14 protein-coding genes are annotated in these 15,856 nt (G+C 55.8%); 6 read left to right on the plus strand and 8 right to left on the minus strand.

The features are described 5' to 3' along the window. Positions 1–41 precede the first annotated feature (41 nt). Together Q9R35_RS09265 and purN are read right to left on the minus strand one after the other, a co-directional pair. Positions 42–1,307: an RsmB/NOP family class I SAM-dependent RNA methyltransferase gene (locus Q9R35_RS09265; RefSeq protein ID WP_231691501.1), complete on the minus strand. Its 1,266-nt coding sequence runs from the start codon at positions 1,305–1,307 to the stop codon at positions 42–44. A 173-nt stretch (positions 1,308–1,480) separates the two neighbouring features. Next, positions 1,481–2,137 carry a phosphoribosylglycinamide formyltransferase gene (gene purN / locus Q9R35_RS09270; RefSeq protein WP_045931596.1) on the minus strand — a complete coding sequence of 219 codons (657 nt, stop codon included), beginning with the start codon at positions 2,135–2,137 and terminating at the stop codon, positions 1,481–1,483. Positions 2,138–2,186: 49 nt separating this feature from the next. Here purN and Q9R35_RS09275 point away from each other — a divergent pair, with 49 nt between their 5' ends. The 6 genes from Q9R35_RS09275 (at position 2,187) to rlmF (ending at position 9,381) form a co-directional block, all read left to right on the plus strand. Beyond that, positions 2,187–3,152, plus strand: a complete 966-nt coding sequence (locus Q9R35_RS09275) for a bifunctional riboflavin kinase/FAD synthetase (RefSeq protein WP_042487846.1) — start codon at positions 2,187–2,189, stop codon at positions 3,150–3,152. Continuing rightward, entirely contained in the window at positions 3,142–5,982 is a 2,841-nt protein-coding gene (gene ileS, locus Q9R35_RS09280) for an isoleucine--tRNA ligase (protein ID WP_311219748.1), read from the plus strand. The genes Q9R35_RS09275 and ileS overlap by 11 nt, the downstream gene beginning before the upstream one ends. Next, a complete protein-coding gene (lspA, locus tag Q9R35_RS09285; RefSeq protein ID WP_372406996.1) occupies positions 5,975–6,508 on the plus strand; it encodes a signal peptidase II in 534 nt (177 codons plus the stop codon). Before ileS ends, lspA begins: the two co-directional genes overlap by 8 nt. Positions 6,509–6,528: 20 nt before the next feature. Then, positions 6,529–7,713 (plus strand): bifunctional phosphopantothenoylcysteine decarboxylase/phosphopantothenate--cysteine ligase CoaBC, encoded by a 1,185-nt coding sequence (gene coaBC / locus Q9R35_RS09290; protein ID WP_311219749.1) that lies wholly within the window; start codon positions 6,529–6,531, stop codon positions 7,711–7,713. A 74-nt stretch (positions 7,714–7,787) separates the two neighbouring features. Next, positions 7,788–8,249, plus strand: a complete 462-nt coding sequence (dut, locus tag Q9R35_RS09295) for a dUTP diphosphatase (protein ID WP_042487854.1) — start codon at positions 7,788–7,790, stop codon at positions 8,247–8,249. 136 nt (positions 8,250–8,385) lie between these two features. Continuing rightward, complete coding sequence (rlmF, locus tag Q9R35_RS09300; RefSeq protein WP_311219750.1) at positions 8,386–9,381, plus strand: 23S rRNA (adenine(1618)-N(6))-methyltransferase RlmF; 996 nt, start codon at positions 8,386–8,388, stop codon at positions 9,379–9,381. A 228-nt stretch (positions 9,382–9,609) separates the two neighbouring features. Here rlmF and Q9R35_RS09305 read toward each other — a convergent pair whose 3' ends face one another. The 6 genes from Q9R35_RS09305 to Q9R35_RS09330 all read right to left on the minus strand — a co-directional run bounded on the left by Q9R35_RS09305 (position 9,610) and on the right by Q9R35_RS09330 (position 15,729). After that, entirely contained in the window at positions 9,610–10,539 is a 930-nt protein-coding gene (locus Q9R35_RS09305; protein ID WP_311219751.1) for a hypothetical protein, read from the minus strand. 301 nt (positions 10,540–10,840) lie between these two features. Continuing rightward, entirely contained in the window at positions 10,841–11,578 is a 738-nt protein-coding gene (locus Q9R35_RS09310; RefSeq protein WP_021446747.1) for an ABC transporter ATP-binding protein, read from the minus strand. Next, the gene (locus tag Q9R35_RS09315) at positions 11,575–12,411 is read right to left on the minus strand and encodes an ABC transporter ATP-binding protein (RefSeq protein ID WP_009455710.1); all 837 of its coding nucleotides are present in this window, start codon (positions 12,409–12,411) and stop codon (positions 11,575–11,577) included. The genes Q9R35_RS09310 and Q9R35_RS09315 overlap by 4 nt, the downstream gene beginning before the upstream one ends. Continuing rightward, complete coding sequence (locus Q9R35_RS09320) at positions 12,408–13,514, minus strand: ABC transporter permease subunit (RefSeq protein ID WP_021446748.1); 1,107 nt, start codon at positions 13,512–13,514, stop codon at positions 12,408–12,410. The genes Q9R35_RS09315 and Q9R35_RS09320 overlap by 4 nt, the downstream gene beginning before the upstream one ends. After that, positions 13,511–14,443 (minus strand): branched-chain amino acid ABC transporter permease, encoded by a 933-nt coding sequence (locus Q9R35_RS09325; RefSeq protein ID WP_021446749.1) that lies wholly within the window; start codon positions 14,441–14,443, stop codon positions 13,511–13,513. The genes Q9R35_RS09320 and Q9R35_RS09325 overlap by 4 nt, the downstream gene beginning before the upstream one ends. A gap of 128 nt (positions 14,444–14,571) precedes the next feature. Beyond that, positions 14,572–15,729 (minus strand): branched-chain amino acid ABC transporter substrate-binding protein, encoded by a 1,158-nt coding sequence (locus tag Q9R35_RS09330; RefSeq protein WP_063693130.1) that lies wholly within the window; start codon positions 15,727–15,729, stop codon positions 14,572–14,574. Positions 15,730–15,856: the final 127 nt, after the last annotated feature.

Here is a 15,856-nt window from a genome sequence, read left to right on the forward strand (position 1 = left end):
CAGTTAACAATAACACTATTTAAGGACGAACTTGCTTTAAATCAAGCACTTTCCGTGATTCGTTCAAGTGCCGCACCAAAGAAACAGTCGGTTTGGTGACGGTCCGTGCGCAGATTCAAATAAGGCCCCTCTAGCGCGAGGGCCGGACATTTGTCCTTCAAGATTTCCCGGGCATCCAGCAGCTTGAACTCGGGATGTTTGTCCAAGAACGCCTGCACTTGCTGCTCGTTTTCTTCAGGCAAGAAACTACATGTTGCATAAACCAAACGACCTCCTGGTGCGACGCAAGCCGCAGCTTGCTCCAGAATGTCGGCCTGCATCTGAGTGTACTGCTCCAGAGCTTGGGGGTGTTGACGCCACTTAAGATCAGGATTTCGACGTAAAGTTCCCAAGCCGCTGCAAGGGGCGTCGACCAATACGCGCTGTGCCTTGCCATGCAGGCGGCGAACACGCTGGTCGCCCGCTTCCTGAATCACGACAGGCACCACATTGGACAGACCAGCACGAGCAAAGCGCGGTTTGGCCTTGTTCAAACGGGTTGCGGACACGTCAAAGGCGTACAAACGGCCTGTGGAGCGCATCAGGGCGCCCAGCAGCAGGGATTTGCCACCAGCACCGGCGCAGTAGTCAATAACCATCTCGCCACGGCGAGGCTCCAGCAAGGCGGTCAGCAACTGGCTGCCCTCTTCCTGAATTTCCAGCTCGCCTTTCTCATACTGTGGCCATACTGCGACAGATGGGCGGCCTTGAATACGGATACCCCAAGGCGAAAACGGCATGGCAACGGGTTTGAAGCGCGCCATGGGGCCGTTTTGCAGCTGACGCAATACGGCGTCACGCTCGGCTTTCATGGGATTGACGCGCAGATCCAGCAAGGCCTGCTCGTTCATGGCGGCCATCAGCTTGTAGGAATCCGGGATCTCTTTCAGACGCTCTTCCAGCCACTCGGGCAGGCTCAGGCGCACGCCAACCGGCAGACCGTCCACATTCAGGGCACGGATATGGCCCAGCCACTGGCGCTCTTCTTCCGTCAGACCCAAAGACAGGGATTCCTGACCGATTGCGGTAGACAGGCCCAGAATGGCCAGACGACGGGTGGATGGGCCTACGCCGCTTTCCGCCCAGTTACGATACTGACGCAAGTGGCGCAGCACATCAAACACGGCTTCGCGGATCTCGGCACGGTCACGCGAGCCCATTTTGGGGCGTGTACGCGCCCAGCGTGTCAAGGCCAGGTCGGCGGGGTGCTTCCACTGCAAAACTTCACCCAGGGCGCTGGAGACCTGCTCCAGACGGCGCTGTGCCATCGCTCCCGGCTCGGGTGGACCCGAGGGTTTGTCGCGGCGTGCTGCATAAGGGCGACCACGCGCCCCGGACTCGTTACGTTGGGCAGACGAGGACGGGCGCTTGCGGTCCGAGCGGCCGCGGGATTGTTGGTGATCAGACATGAATATTCAAAAATTCCAAATAGCCCGCTCAATCAGGCGGGGAAATAAAAGCCGCGATGCGCAAGTCCGGCAACCTCGACACGACCATCAGCCTGCAAACGCACCCGTCCCTCGATCAGCCAGCGTACGGCCTCGGTATAGACGTGGTGTTCGGTTGCCAGAACGCGCTCTGCCAAAGTCTGTGCATCATCGTCGTGCAGGACGGGCACGATACTTTGGGCAATGATGGGACCATCATCGAGCACAGGGGTCACAAAGTGCACCGAGCAGCCGTGAAACTGCACGCCCGCGTCAAGTGCCTGTTGATGGGTATTCAAACCGGGAAAGCTAGGAAGCAAGGATGGGTGTATATTGATGAGCTTGCCTGCATAGTGCTGAACAAAACCTGTGCTCAGGATGCGCATGAATCCCGCAAGTAGAACATAATCTGGCTGGTAGCGGTCGATCACGCGTGCCAAAGCCTGGTCAAAGGCTTCACGTGTTGCAAATTCGCGATGCGAAACCGTCTCGGTAGGCAGCCCTTGACGCTGCGCCCATTCCAGTCCGGGCGCATCGCCCTTGTTAGAGATGACCGCCTCGATACGGCCATTTAAGCCCGCTGTCTTGATCAGTTCGCCTATGGCCTGCAAGTTGGAGCCCCGGCCTGAAATAAGCACAACAAGGCGACAAGGTAGGGTGGAATCGGTCAAAATCCTGTTTCCCGAGAAATAACGAATCCAAAATTGTAAACTCTCGCTTGTGAAATCTGATCTAAAACTCTATCGCTCTCTGCCGCGGCGCAACAGCACGGCCCGCAGCGCTGTCACCATTGGCAATTTTGACGGGGTCCATTTGGGCCATCAGGCCATCTTGCATCGCGTCAATGAAGTGGCGCGCCAGCAGGACCTGAGCTCCTGTGTGATGACCTTCACGCCCCACCCGCGCGCCTTTTTTGCGCAGCGCGGCCAACGGCCCGAACTGATCCCCACGCAGATCAGCGGCCTGCGCGACAAGGTCGAAGCCCTGCACCAATGCGGCATTGAACAAATTTATCTGGCCCGCTTCAATCAGGCCATGGCCGATATGTCGGCCGCTACCTTTATTGACGAGATTCTGGTCCAGGGTCTGAACACCGGCTGGTTGCTGGTGGGCGAGGATTTCCGCTACGGCCACAAACGCGCCGGCGACATTGAAATGTTGCGCGAAGCGGGCAAGCGCCATGGCTTCAGCGTCGAGACCCTGCACGATGTGGCCGATGCCGATGGCCGCCGCATCTCCAGCTCGGAAGTGCGCACCGCCCTGGCCGTGGGCCAGCTGGACCGCGCCCGTGCCCTGCTGGGCAAACCCTTTCATATTAGTGGTCATGTCATTCATGGCCAGAAGCTGGGCCGGGACATTGGCTACCCGACCTTGAACGTGCGTGTTCCCGAACACTGTGCCGCCCGCTCCGGCGTGTACGTGGTCCGGGTTCACGGACTGACCGGACAGGCTCTGCCCGGCATTGCCTCCTTGGGGGTACGCCCAACCGTCATAGACCAGGGACGGCTGCTGTTAGAGGTGCATTTACTGGACCAACGCCTGGATGCTTACGGTAAACTTGCCCGTATAGAATTTCTGGAATTTGTCAGGGACGAGGAAAAATTCCCGGACCTCATCACAATGATCGCCGCCATCGACAACGATGCACAACGCGCTCGCGACTACTTTGCTTCAAATGGACTATAAAAACTCTCTCAATTTGCCCGACACCCCCTTTCCCATGCGTGGCGACCTCGCCAAACGTGAGCCGGGCTGGATTAGCCAGTGGGAAGAAAACAAAGTCTATGCAGCAATTCGGCAAGCCAGTGCCGGTCGTCCCAAATTTATTTTGCACGACGGCCCTCCCTATGCGAACGGCGACATTCACATTGGCCACGCGGTCAACAAGGTTCTGAAAGACATCATCGTCAAAAGCCGCAATATGGCCGGCTTTGACGCGCAATACGTGCCCGGCTGGGACTGCCACGGCATGCCCATTGAAGTCCAGATCGAAAAGAAATACGGCAAGAACCTGCCTGTGGCGGAAGTTCAGGCCAAGGCGCGCGCCTACGCTCTGGAACAGATCGACAGCCAGCGCAAGGACTTCAAGCGTCTGGGCGTGCTGGCCGACTGGGACCTGCCTTACCTGACCATGAACTTCAGCAACGAAGCCGACGAGCTGCGCGTGCTGTCCAAGATCATGCAAAAAGGTTTCGTGTTCCGTGGCCTGAAACCCGTGAACTGGTGTTTTGACTGTGGTTCCGCCCTGGCAGAAGCCGAGGTTGAATACGCGGATCGCACCGACCCGTCCGTGCATGTGGCCTTCCCCTTCGCGCAAAAAGACAAGCTGGCTGCCGCCTTTGGCGTGGACAGCGTGGACGATGGCGCCATCGTCATCTGGACCACCACCCCCTGGACCATTCCTGCCAACCAGGCGCTGAACGTACACCCTGAAATCAGCTACGCCCTGGTCAAGCTGGACAGCCCACGTGCTACCGGCTCCTTGCTGATCGTGGCCGAAGAGCTGGTGAAATCCTGCCTGGAACAATGGGGCCTGAACGGCCAGGTGGTGGCCACCGCCACTGGCGAAGCCCTGAACCTGATCGAATTCAATCACCCTCTGGCCCACGTGGACGCAGGCTACCAACGCCGCTCCCCTGTGTACCTGGGCGATTACGTCACCCTGGACAGCGGTACGGGCGTGGTGCACTCGGCTCCTGCCTACGGTATTGAAGACTTTATCTCCTGCAAAACCCACGGCATGAAGGACGACGACATGCTCACGCCCGTGATGGGCAATGGGCATTACGCCGAAAATCTGCCTCTGTTTGGCGGCCAGATGATCTGGAAAGCCAACCCGCAAATCGTGGAAGCCTTGCAGAACGCCGGCACCTTGCTGAAAACCGAACAGCACCCGCACAGCTACATGCACTGCTGGCGTCACAAGACGCCCATCATCTACCGTGCCACCAGCCAATGGTTTGCCGGTATGGACAAGGAAAACAGCAGCGGCCGTACCTTGCGTGAAATGGCTCTGGAAGCCATTGATAACACCGAGTTCTACCCCTCCTGGGGTCGTGCCCGCCTGCACGCCATGATCGCCAACCGCCCCGACTGGACTTTGTCGCGTCAGCGCCAATGGGGTGTGCCCATGGCTTTCTTTGTGCACAAGGAAACGGGCGAACTGCATCCCCGTACGCCCGAGCTGATGGAACAAGTAGCCGAGCGCATCGAGAAGAGCGGTATCGAAGCCTGGCAAAACCTGGACCCACGCGACCTGCTGGGTGACGAGGCCGATCTGTACGAGAAAAACCGCGACACGCTGGACGTATGGTTTGACTCGGGCACCACGCACGCCACCGTGCTGGGTGGCAAGGATCACACCACCCACGGCTCGCACGCTGACAAGCTGCAATGGCCTGCCGACCTGTACCTGGAAGGCTCGGACCAGCACCGCGGCTGGTTCCACTCGTCCTTGCTGACCGGCTGCATGCTGTATGGCCGCGCACCCTACAAAGCCCTGCTGACCCACGGTTTCGTGGTGGACGGCAATGGTCGCAAGATGAGCAAATCGCTGGGCAATATCATCAAGCCGCAAGAAATTGCCGACAAGATGGGTGCCGAGATCATGCGCCTGTGGGCCGCCTCTACTGATTACTCGGGCGAGCTGTCCATCTCCGACGAAATTCTGAAGCGTGTTGTGGAAGGCTACCGCCGTATCCGCAATACCTTGAAGTTCCTGCTGGGCAACCTGGCCGACTTCGACGTCACCCAACATGCTGTGCCTGTTGATCAACTGACCGAGATCGACCGCTACGCCCTGCAAATGACCGCCGACATGCAGGCCGAGTTGCTGGAGCACTACAAGCGTTACGAGTTCCACCCCATCGTGGCTCGCTTGCAGACCTTCTGCTCCGAAGACCTGGGCGCGTTCTATCTGGATATTCTGAAAGACCGTCTGTACACCACCGCCAAAGATGGCCAGCCACGTCGCTCGGCTCAAACGGCGCTGTACCACCTGACACAAACCCTGCTCAAGCTGATGGCCCCTATCCTGTCCTTCACGGCAGAAGAAGCCTGGCGTGACATGCACGGTGGTACGGTTCCTAGCGGCACCATCTTCACCGAACTGTTCCATGTCCTGCCCGAGCAAGGCGAACAATCGGCACTGAGCAGCAAGTGGCAACGCCTGCGCGCCATCCGTGCCGACGTGATGCGCCGCATTGAAGATGTACGTAGCACCGGCGCCATCGGTTCCTCCCTGGCTGCCGAGATCGACATCTATGCCAACGGTCAGGATCTGGAATTCCTGCAATCTCTGGGCGAAGATCTGCGCTTCATGCTGATCGTCTCTCGTGCCGATGTGCATGCGGGCGAAGGCGACCTGCGCATCGACGTTACCCCTACCGAACAGGCCAAGTGCGAGCGTTGCTGGCACCACCGCCCAGACGTAGGCCAGAGCGCCGAGCACCCCACCCTGTGTGCTCGTTGCGAGGACAATCTGTTTGGCGAAGGCGAAGTACGTCACCATGCCTGATAAGGACATGGCCCCTTCTCCCGGCCAGGCCCGGCTGCCCTCGCGGCAGTTCTGGGCCTGGATTGGTCTGGCCGCCTTTATTGTCGGCCTGGATCAATGGACCAAACAGTATTTCGACAGCAACCTGTTCTATCAGGAACGTTGGAATATCCTGCCCTTTTTTGATTTCACCCTGCTCTACAACCCCGGCGCGGCATTCAGCTTTCTGGCCGGTGGTCAGGGTTGGCAGCGCTGGTTTTTTGTAGGCATTGCCGCTGTCGCCACGGTCTTTATCGTGACCATGCTGCGCCGCTCGGCCAAGCAGCCCTTGTTTTGCCTGTCGCTAAGCCTGATTCTGGGTGGTGCTATCGGCAACGTGGTGGATCGCCTGATGCACGGGCACGTGGTAGATTTTCTGCTGTTCTACTGGAATCAATCCTACTTTCCAGCCTTCAATATTGCCGATGTCGCCATCAGCTGCGGCGCTGCCCTGTTGGTGCTGGACGAGTTCATGCGCATACGCCGCAACAAACGACAGCGCTCCTGAGTCTGTAAGGATCATGTCCTATGCTTAGCAATAAAAAACTGGTGTTTGGCATCACCGGCGGCATCGCTGCTTATAAAACCGCCGAACTCTTGCGTCGCAGCCAGGACCTGGGTGCCCGGATTGATGTGGTCATGACCGAATCGGCCACACGCTTCATCAGCCCGGTCACCTTTCAGGCCCTGTCGGGTCGTACCGTCTACACCGACTTGTGGGATGCGCGTGTTCCCAACAATATGGCCCACATCCAGCTTAGCCGGGATGCCGACGCCATCCTGATCGCCCCCGCCAGCACCAACTTCATGGCCAAACTGGCCAACGGTCTGGCCGACGACTTGCTCAGCACCTTATGCGTGGCCCGTGGACACTGCCCCCTGCTGATCGCCCCGGCCATGAATCGGGAAATGTGGCTGCATCCCGCCACCCAGCGCAATGTCGAACAACTGCGCCGCGACGGCGTGCATATTCTGGGCCCCGGCAGCGGCGACCAGGCCTGTGGTGAAATCGGCGACGGTCGCATGCTGGAACCGGCACAACTGCTGGCTGAACTGACTGCCTTCTTCCAGCCCAAGCTGCTGGCTGGTAAACGAGTCCTGATCACCGCTGGCCCGACCAGCGAGCCGATTGACCCAGTGCGCGTCATCAGCAACCGTTCCTCCGGCAAGATGGGCTACGCCATTGCCCGTGCGGCTCAAGAAGCCGGTGCGCAAGTGACGCTGGTCTCCGGCCCGGTAGCATTGGAAGCGCCCTACCAGGTGCGCCGCATCAATGTGGAAACGGCCCGCCAAATGCATGCCACTGTCATGTCCCAAGTGGATGATGCCGATATCTTCATCAGCGTTGCAGCAGTAGCAGACTGGTACGTCAGCAATGCCAGCGACATCAAGATCAAAAAGACCTCCGAACAAGCCACGCCAGACCTGCAATTCAGCCCCAACCCCGACATTCTGGCCGAGGTTGCCGCACTGAAGAACGGTCCTTTCTGCGTAGGCTTTGCCGCCGAGACAGACAACCTGATCGAGCACGCCCAGGCCAAGCGCCAGCGTAAAAATGTGCCTTTGCTGGTTGCCAACCTGGCCCAGCGCGCCATGAACGCCGACGACACCGAGCTGGTGCTGTTTGACGAGCAAGGCCATATGCACTGGCCTGCCCAGGATAAACTGCTGGCGGCGCGCCAACTGGTTCAAGATATCGCCCAGCGGCTTTAAACCCTTTTCTCTTTTATGATGACGGGCAGCGCTAAAGCAGGTGCGCTGCCTCTCTTTTTTCCAGGATACCGTCTATGCACCGCCGTATTGAAGCTCGCATCGTCAATGACTTGTTGGGCACCACGATTGAAGCCCCCAGCTATGCCACGGACGGCTCGGCCGCCATGGACCTGCGCGCCTGCCTGAGCGAAGCCGTTACCCTGCCTGCAGGCGGCCGTACGCTGGTTAAAACAGGTTTGGCCATCAATATGATGGATCCTGGCCTGGTGGCCATCGTCGCCTCGCGCTCGGGCCTGTCCTTGAAGCATGGCGTGCGTGTAGCACAAGGCATTGGCGTCATTGATGCCGACTACCACGGCGAAATCGGCGTGATCCTGGCCAACGACAGCGATCAGGACTACGTGATCCAGCCCGGCGAGCGTATCGCCCAGTTGATGTTCCAACCTGTGGTGCAAGTGGCGCTGCAGTTTGTGAACGAGTTCTCTACCGAGACCGAGCGCGGTACAGGTGGTTTTGGTAGCACGGGCAAGAACTAAGCATTAAAACAGGGAAAGGATGCGATGCAAAATGCCTTGGCGCAGCAAGCATCGCTCCTTCCTTAGTCCTGACACTTTGCTTTAAAAACTTAGCAACGCCACGATTCAGACTTACCCAAGCCAATTTCGGATTTCAATGCCCTCTCCCAAAAAAGGTAATTCCAACTCTGAATTACCCACTTCAAACAAAACGGCGGCTCAACTCCATCCGCGTAACCGCCATCAGGGCCGTTACGACTTTGACGCTCTCATCAAAGAAACGCCCGAACTGGCTGCTTTCGTTTTCTTGAATCCGTACGGTGATCAAAGCATCAATTTCGCAGATCCGAATGCCGTCAAAACCCTGAATCGCGCCCTGCTCAAGAGCTTTTACTGCATAGCGCATTGGGATATTCCTGCCAATTACCTCTGCCCTCCCATTCCGGGTCGTGCCGATTACGTACACTATCTGGCCGATCTGCTGGCCAACAGCAATAAGGGAGCTATTCCCCGTGATGAGGCAGTACGCGTCCTGGATATTGGCGTGGGCGCAAATGCGATCTACCCATTGATTGGCAATACCGAATATGGGTGGCAGTTTCTAGGATCGGACATAGACGCCGATGCGCTGACTTCTGCACGAAGCATTATTCATGGGAATCCTGGCTTGTCGGCAGCAATCAAGTTACGCCAGCAGAAGTCGCCCAGACATATTTTCAAGGGCTTGCTGAACGCAAACGATTACTTTGACCTGACGCTGTGCAACCCTCCCTTCCATTCCTCACAGGAAGAGGCTGAAAGCGGCAGTCAACGTAAATGGCGTGGCTTGGGCAAGGCTGCACCCAAGCACAATGCTCCTGTGCTGAACTTTGGTGGGCAGAATACGGAGTTGTGGTGCGAAGGCGGCGAGGCGCTTTTCATCCGTCGCATGATAGAAGAAAGCGTGGCGGTAGGTGGGCAAGTGCTTTGGTTCAGCACCTTGGTGTCCAAAGCGTCGAACGTGCCCGGTGTGTTGAAGGCCTTAAAAAAGGCCAAAGCGGTTAAGGTCAAAACCGTAGAAATGACGCAGGGACAAAAGCAAAGTCGTTTTGTGGCCTGGACTTTTCTTGGTGCCGAAGGACAAAAAAACTGGCGCGAGGAGCGCTGGAGATAGACTTAGGCTCAGTACAACACCAAAGACAAAATGCTCCCACCTTTAATTTCCACTCTGAGACACGTAGTTTAAATACTAGAGCAGGGTAAATACAATCAAATAAGAGCTAGTATCAACAAGTCAACATCGGTTTATCGATCAATGCCAGAAAAATATAATGCTTGCGTTCCACCTGCTCTATCGCCTGAAGTAGAAAAGCACCTTTAAAAAAAGAAATACCGCTTAAGATCAATAAAATGCTATAAAAACAAAAAATAATACGATCGCAAGCATCCAAAGCAACATTGCTGTAAATATTCCATTTGCAGCACCTGTAGTAGTCCCTGCCGTTTGCAGGGTTTTGATGGAAGCTTGCTTTACAAAAAGCAATAACTTAGCCAGCAAATGTGAAAAAACAAGAAATACAAATGAAAGCTGACTTGTTAACGCCGCATAAAACAAGACTGGCTCAGGGATAAAGTATGTAGAATACAACCCTACTGAGGTCACGTGAATAACAGTTGGCAAGTCAAATAATTTAAAAAGAATTGAAACTCCCTCAAACGGCTTATAAGGAATAACAGGAATTTCATCAAATGGCGCCACAGTCAAATATAGCTGAACCATATCGAATACTCTAAGAAAATACAACCCTAAAGTAAAAAACAAAAATGATAACGAAGCAGTTATTAAAAATAAAAAGAAGAAGCGAAAAGATAGATAACCATTTTGTTTCCCTGTTTTTATAGCCAGCCTACTTAATGAAATAGATAAAGTATCTACTATTAAGGCTATAAAAATCCCTCTATGGAAATAGTCATACAGCGCTTGTCTCAAAATAGGTGAAGAATAGCCAAAAGTCTCGCCTTCTCCCATATAATTGTTGAAAAAAAACCAAAGAACAATATATAAACAGGAAACCAATAGAGTGTATATTGGAATAGTTAATAGCTGCCTGAGAGATAGGAATCGCGTTCCAAAGTAATGCTCAAATACCATCACCCACGTATGAGCCAGCTGCTCAATCCCAGCAGATCCAAATGAGCGACCTTTCATCTCTTTAATAACAGAATCTCTAAACTTTTTCGTTGCCATCGCTAAACTGAAGAAAGCGGCAGCACCAAATGACAATATCGTGAAAATTATTCCTAACGCGTTTAGAGGATCAATATTAGCCATGGTTTATTTTATAGTTTAAATATCCGAGACTGATGACATCATAAAACACTGTCTTCTCTACTACTTAGATAACCCAACGATTTGTACCAAAGTCAACCAAATTGATTTACTGCAACGATGATAGTAGCTTGTTGAGCATATTAAGTCAGAAAAAAGCTCCAACCAGGCACCGCTAGCTGGACGCCAGTGACAAGTAAGATTTACCTTTCCCTTCTTCAAAGCTCTTATCGTCATATCGCCAAGCCCAAAAAAAGGCCAATTAGCCTCAAGCTAACTGGCCTTTTATAGAGTTCACGGCTACTTACGCCGCAAAATCCTCTTCCCCCAGATACGCTGCCCTCACCTTCGGATCATGCAGCAACTGCGCAGCCGGGCCTTCCAAGATAATCCGCCCCGACTCCATCACATATCCTCGATCCCCCAGCTCCAGCGCCAGTCGCGCATTCTGCTCGATCAGCAAAATCGTCACGCCTTCTTTAGCAATCGTCTGGATCAGTTCAAAAATCCGTTCGACCATAATGGGAGCCAAGCCCATTGAAGGCTCATCCAGCAGCAGCAATGAAGGCCGGGAAATCATAGCCCGTCCCATTGCCACCATCTGTTGCTCCCCACCCGACAAAGTCCCTGCAGACTGCTTTTTACGCTCAGCCAGACGCGGGAACAAGGTATAGATACGCTCGATATCCTGGCGCACTTCGTGATGATCCTTGCGGGTATACGCCCCCATGGCCAGGTTTTCTTCAATCGTCAGTTGCGGAAAAATCCCCCGCCCTTCCGGCACCATGACCACACCGCGTCTCACCAACTGGTGCGATGGCAGGCCGACGATGCTTTCGCCTTGATGTTCGATCTGCCCTGCAGCCGCAGGCACCAGTCCTGTAATGGCTCGCAGCGTCGTGCTTTTACCGGCGCCGTTGGCACCGATCAGGCAAACCAGTTCACCCTTGCCCACTCGCAGATCCAGGCCGCGTACCGCCCGGATGCCGCCATAAGCTACATCCAGACCCCGAATATCCAGCATCAACGGTTCTGTGCTCATGCCTTTTCCTCTTCAACGGTAATGCCCAGCTCTTTGGCTGCACCTGCGCCCAGATAGGCTTCGATCACGCGCGGGTTATGTTGGACTTCGGCGGGCTTGCCTTCGGCCAGCACTTTGCCGTATTCCAGCACCAGAACCCGATCGCACAGGCCCATGACCAGCTTCATATCGTGTTCAATCAGCAGGACGGTAATACCGTCACCACGGATTTTTTCTATTAGCTGGCGCAGCACCACTGTCTCGGAGGGGTTCATACCGGCAGCGGGTTCATCCAGTGCCAGCAGCATAGGATCAGTTGCCAATGCACGGGCAATTTCCAGGCGGCGTTGGTCGCCGTAGGACAAGGACCGGGCAATCTCGTTGGCGTGCTGCGCGATGCCTACGTAATCCAACAGCTCGTAGGCACGGGCCTCAATCTGTTCTTCTTCCTGACGGGTAGCGCGATTACGCAATACCGCGCCCAACACGCCAGCACGGGTGCGGACGTGGCGGCCGATCATGACGTTTTCCAGGGCAGACAGGCTGCCGAACAAGCGGATGTTCTGGAAGGTACGCGCGAAACCGGATTCAGCGATTTGATGGGGTTTGCAATCGGTCAGGTTGCGGCCTGCAAAGGTGCAGCGGCCCGACTCGGGAATGTACAAGCCCGTCATCACGTTGAACAGCGTGGTTTTACCCGCGCCGTTCGGACCAATCAGACCGTAGATATCGCCCTTGCGAATGCTGAAGCTGACTTCGGACAAGGCCTGCAAGCCGCCGAAGCGTTTGGACAAGCCTTCTGCCTGCAACAACACCTCGCCGTCTTTTACTTGTTGGTTCATGCTCAGACTCATGCTTGCACCTGCTTCATTTTGCGTTCACGACGGCGCACTGCAGAGGGCCACAGGCCTTCAGGGCGATAAATCATGACCAGTACCAGGGCAAAGCCGAACAAGAGCATACGGATGCCGTCCGGATCCAGAATCACGTCGCCAAACACGCTTTGCTGCAGCGGTACCACGACGGAGCGCAGCAGCTCGGGGAATACGGAGAGCAGCAAAGCACCCACGATCACCCCAGGGATATGGCCCATGCCGCCCAGCACCACCATGCACAGCACGGAAATGGACTCGGTCAGGCTGAAACTCTCTGGGCTAACGAAGCCTTGCATGGAAGCAAACAAGCCCCCAGCCACACCACCAAAAGTTGCACCCATGGCAAAGGCCAGCAGTTTGACGTTACGGGTATTGATGCCCATGGCCTTGGCTGCGATTTCATCCTCACGAATGGCTTCCCAGGCACGGCCGATACGGGAGTGCTGCAAGCGCACGCAGATGAACACGATCAACAGCGTGATCAGCAGAAGCAGGTAATAGTATTTCTCTGGCCCGGTAATCCGTATACCAAACAGGGTTTCCGCCTTGCCGAAGATGAAGTCGCCAATCTTGAAGGTATCGACCCGGTTGATCCCTTGCGGGCCGTTGGTAATATTGACCGGCGCATCCAGGTTATTCATGAAGATGCGGATAATTTCACCGAAGCCCAGCGTCACAATCGCCAGATAGTCGCCTCGCAAGCGCAGGACCGGAAAGCCCAGTAGCACACCGAATACGGCAGCCAGAGCGATACCGGCTGGCAACACCATCCAGAACGGCAGGTGCAGACCAAAATGCGGCGATGCCAACATGGCCCAGACATAGGCGCCTACGGCATAGAAAGCGATATAGCCCAAATCCAGCAGACCGGCAAAACCCACCACGATGTTCAGGCCCAGGGCCAGCATCACGTACAGCAGGGCAAAGTTCAGGGTGCGAATCCAGCTTTGACCGGCCATGCCCAGCACGAAAGGCAAAATGGCCAGCACCACACCAATCAGAAGCGCACCGACCCAGACTTTGGCGGGTGTTGCAGGACGCTGTTTGGAGCCAGCGCCACTTAAGGTTTGATTCAGACTCATGCGCGATCTCCCACACGTTCACCCAACAGGCCCGAGGGACGGAAAATCAGCACCAAGATCAGCACGATAAAAGAGAACACATCCTGATAGTTACTGCCAAAGACCCCATTGGTCAGGTCACCGATGTAGCCTGCGCCCAGAGCTTCGATCAAGCCCAGCAGCAAGCCACCCAGCATGGCACCACCCAAATTACCAATGCCCCCCAGAACGGCGGCGGTAAAGGCTTTCAGGCCCAGCATGAAGCCCATGGTGTATTGGGCGACACCGTAGTAGGTCACAATCATGACGCCCGCGACGGCAGCCAAGGCCGAGCCAATGACAAAAGCGGCGGAAATCACGGTATTGATGTTCACCCCCATCAAGCCAGCCACTTCGCGGTTCTGAGCGGTTGCACGCATGGCGGTGCCCAGACGGGTGCGGTGCACCAGCACCATCAAGCCGGACATGATCGCAGCAGCACCACCAATAATCAGAATCTGCAGCAAGCTGATACGCGCGTCGCCCAGCTGAAACACCATGGGTTCAATAATGTGCGGGAAGCTCAGGTAATTGCGCCCCCAGATCATCATGGCCAGGTTCTGCACAATAAAGGACACACCAATGGCAGTGATCAGTGCAGCCAGACGAGGGGCCCGGCGCAAGGGTCGATAGGCATAACGCTCGGCAGTCCAGCCTATGCCCATGCAGACGGGAATAGCGGCCAAAAGGGCCAACCCCACCATCAGCCAGGCGGACAGCCCTGCCGGGTCCGCGCCGACCAGCGATAACACCACTGTCGTGGCCAGCATCGCCCCAACCATGACTACATCACCATGCGCAAAATTAATCAGGCCAATAATTCCATACACCATGGTGTAGCCCAGCGCCACCAGGGCGTAGACACTGCCCACGGTCAGGCCATTTATTAGTTGTTGTATCAGGATTTCCATAGATTGGGACTCGTGGTCATTGCTCCCAGCCCCAGCGCAGGGCGATAGAACAGGGAGCGTGGGCCTGCCAAACACAGGCCACGGTAAAGATGAGCCCCGAAGGGCTCAAACTGCAGGATCAAACGTACTTAGTTAGCCTGGCTGACCATGGTTTTCACCATCGTCCACTTGCCATCTTTAACTTCGTAGATGGTGACGGCGATTTCTTTCAGGTCGCCGTTCTGGTCGTAGGCAATGTTGCTGCTGGTGGCGCCGTTGCGCTTCAAGGCGGCCAGCTTGGGCAGGTAGTCTTCCGCTTTGGAAGAACCGGCTTCTTTCATGGCGGTGATCATGTTCCAGGCGCCATCGTAGGCGTACGGAGCGTAAACACCGGGCTCAGCCTTGAAGCGGGCCTGGTAGTCCTTGGCGAATTTTTCGCCAGCCGCCATGGTGGACAGCGGCACACCAGCCAGGGACGCGTAAGTGCCGTTGGCGGCATTGCCAGCCAGACGCAGGAAGGTGTCGCTGCGTGTCATTTCACCCGAAACCAGCGGTGCCTTGATGTCCAGCGTCTGCATCTGACGCTTCATGGGGCCGGATTGCGCATCCAGACCACCAAAGAAGATGGCATCGGGTGCCTTGGACTTGATGTTGGTCAGAATGGAGGTGAAGTCGTTGGCTTTGTCCGTGGTGTATTCACGGGCCACGATCTGGCCACCTGCTTTTTCTACCGCACGGGCAACCTGGTCAGTCAGACCCTGGCCGTAAGCGGTACGGTCGTCGATCAGGGCCACTTTCTTGGCCGCCAGATCCTTGACGATGAACTGGCCCACAGCCGCACCTTGCTGGGTGTCGCTGGTCATCATGCGGAAGGTGTTGTCGTAACCTTGCTGAGTGTACTCAGGGGAAGTTGCCATGGCGATCTGGGGGATGCCCGCGTCGTTGTACACACGCGAAGCCGGAATGGTGGTGCCCGAGTTGAAGTGGCCCAATACGCCATCAACACCGTCGTCCACAATTTGCTGAGCCACCTGAACCGCCGTACGCGGGTCAGCCTGGTCATCCTTGGCCACCAGTTCAAAACGGGCGGTTGCGCCATCAATTTCAATTTTCTGGGCGTTGGCTTCTTCCAGCGCCAGCACCAGACCATTGCGCATGTCTTCACCGTAGTGAGCCTGCGGGCCGGTCAAGGGGGCCGAAAAGCCCAGCTTGATCACCTTGTCAGCGGCAAAAGCAGGGCTAGCTGCCAATGCACCGAAAACTGCTGTCGAAACCAAGGCCAATTTAAAGCTCGTGATGGACTGCATATTGTTCTCCTTCGTTTTTTAATATAGCCGCGCTACTTGTCGGCCCGTGCCGTGAGAATGAACGCAGGGCCGCCGCTCCAGGTGAAATGTGCGACCAAACGTGTGCATAAAAATGGGTGCCCGCTGA

This window comes from Alcaligenes sp. AB3, from assembly GCF_031844565.1.
GTDB lineage: Bacteria > Pseudomonadota > Gammaproteobacteria > Burkholderiales > Burkholderiaceae_B > Alcaligenes > Alcaligenes faecalis.

What these genes read in the sequence shown, in the direction of transcription:
- Q9R35_RS09315 (WP_009455710.1), bottom strand. Translation starts at nt 12,411, where the DNA reads ATGAGTCTGAGCATGAACCAACAAGTAAAAGACGGCGAGGTGTTGTTG.
- Q9R35_RS09330 (WP_063693130.1), bottom strand. Translation starts at nt 15,729, where the DNA reads ATGCAGTCCATCACGAGCTTTAAATTGGCCTTGGTTTCGACAGCAGTT.
- Q9R35_RS09265 (WP_231691501.1), bottom strand. Translation starts at nt 1,307, where the DNA reads ATGGCACAGCGCCGTCTGGAGCAGGTCTCCAGCGCCCTGGGTGAAGTT.
- Q9R35_RS09310 (WP_021446747.1), bottom strand. Translation starts at nt 11,578, where the DNA reads ATGAGCACAGAACCGTTGATGCTGGATATTCGGGGTCTGGATGTAGCT.
- Q9R35_RS09305 (WP_311219751.1), bottom strand. Translation starts at nt 10,539, where the DNA reads ATGGCTAATATTGATCCTCTAAACGCGTTAGGAATAATTTTCACGATA.
- Q9R35_RS09325 (WP_021446749.1), bottom strand. Translation starts at nt 14,443, where the DNA reads ATGGAAATCCTGATACAACAACTAATAAATGGCCTGACCGTGGGCAGT.
- rlmF (WP_311219750.1), top strand. Translation starts at nt 8,386, where the DNA reads ATGCCCTCTCCCAAAAAAGGTAATTCCAACTCTGAATTACCCACTTCA.
- ileS (WP_311219748.1), top strand. Translation starts at nt 3,142, where the DNA reads ATGGACTATAAAAACTCTCTCAATTTGCCCGACACCCCCTTTCCCATG.
- dut (WP_042487854.1), top strand. Translation starts at nt 7,788, where the DNA reads ATGCACCGCCGTATTGAAGCTCGCATCGTCAATGACTTGTTGGGCACC.
- coaBC (WP_311219749.1), top strand. Translation starts at nt 6,529, where the DNA reads ATGCTTAGCAATAAAAAACTGGTGTTTGGCATCACCGGCGGCATCGCT.
- Q9R35_RS09320 (WP_021446748.1), bottom strand. Translation starts at nt 13,514, where the DNA reads ATGAGTCTGAATCAAACCTTAAGTGGCGCTGGCTCCAAACAGCGTCCT.
- lspA (WP_372406996.1), top strand. Translation starts at nt 5,975, where the DNA reads ATGCCTGATAAGGACATGGCCCCTTCTCCCGGCCAGGCCCGGCTGCCC.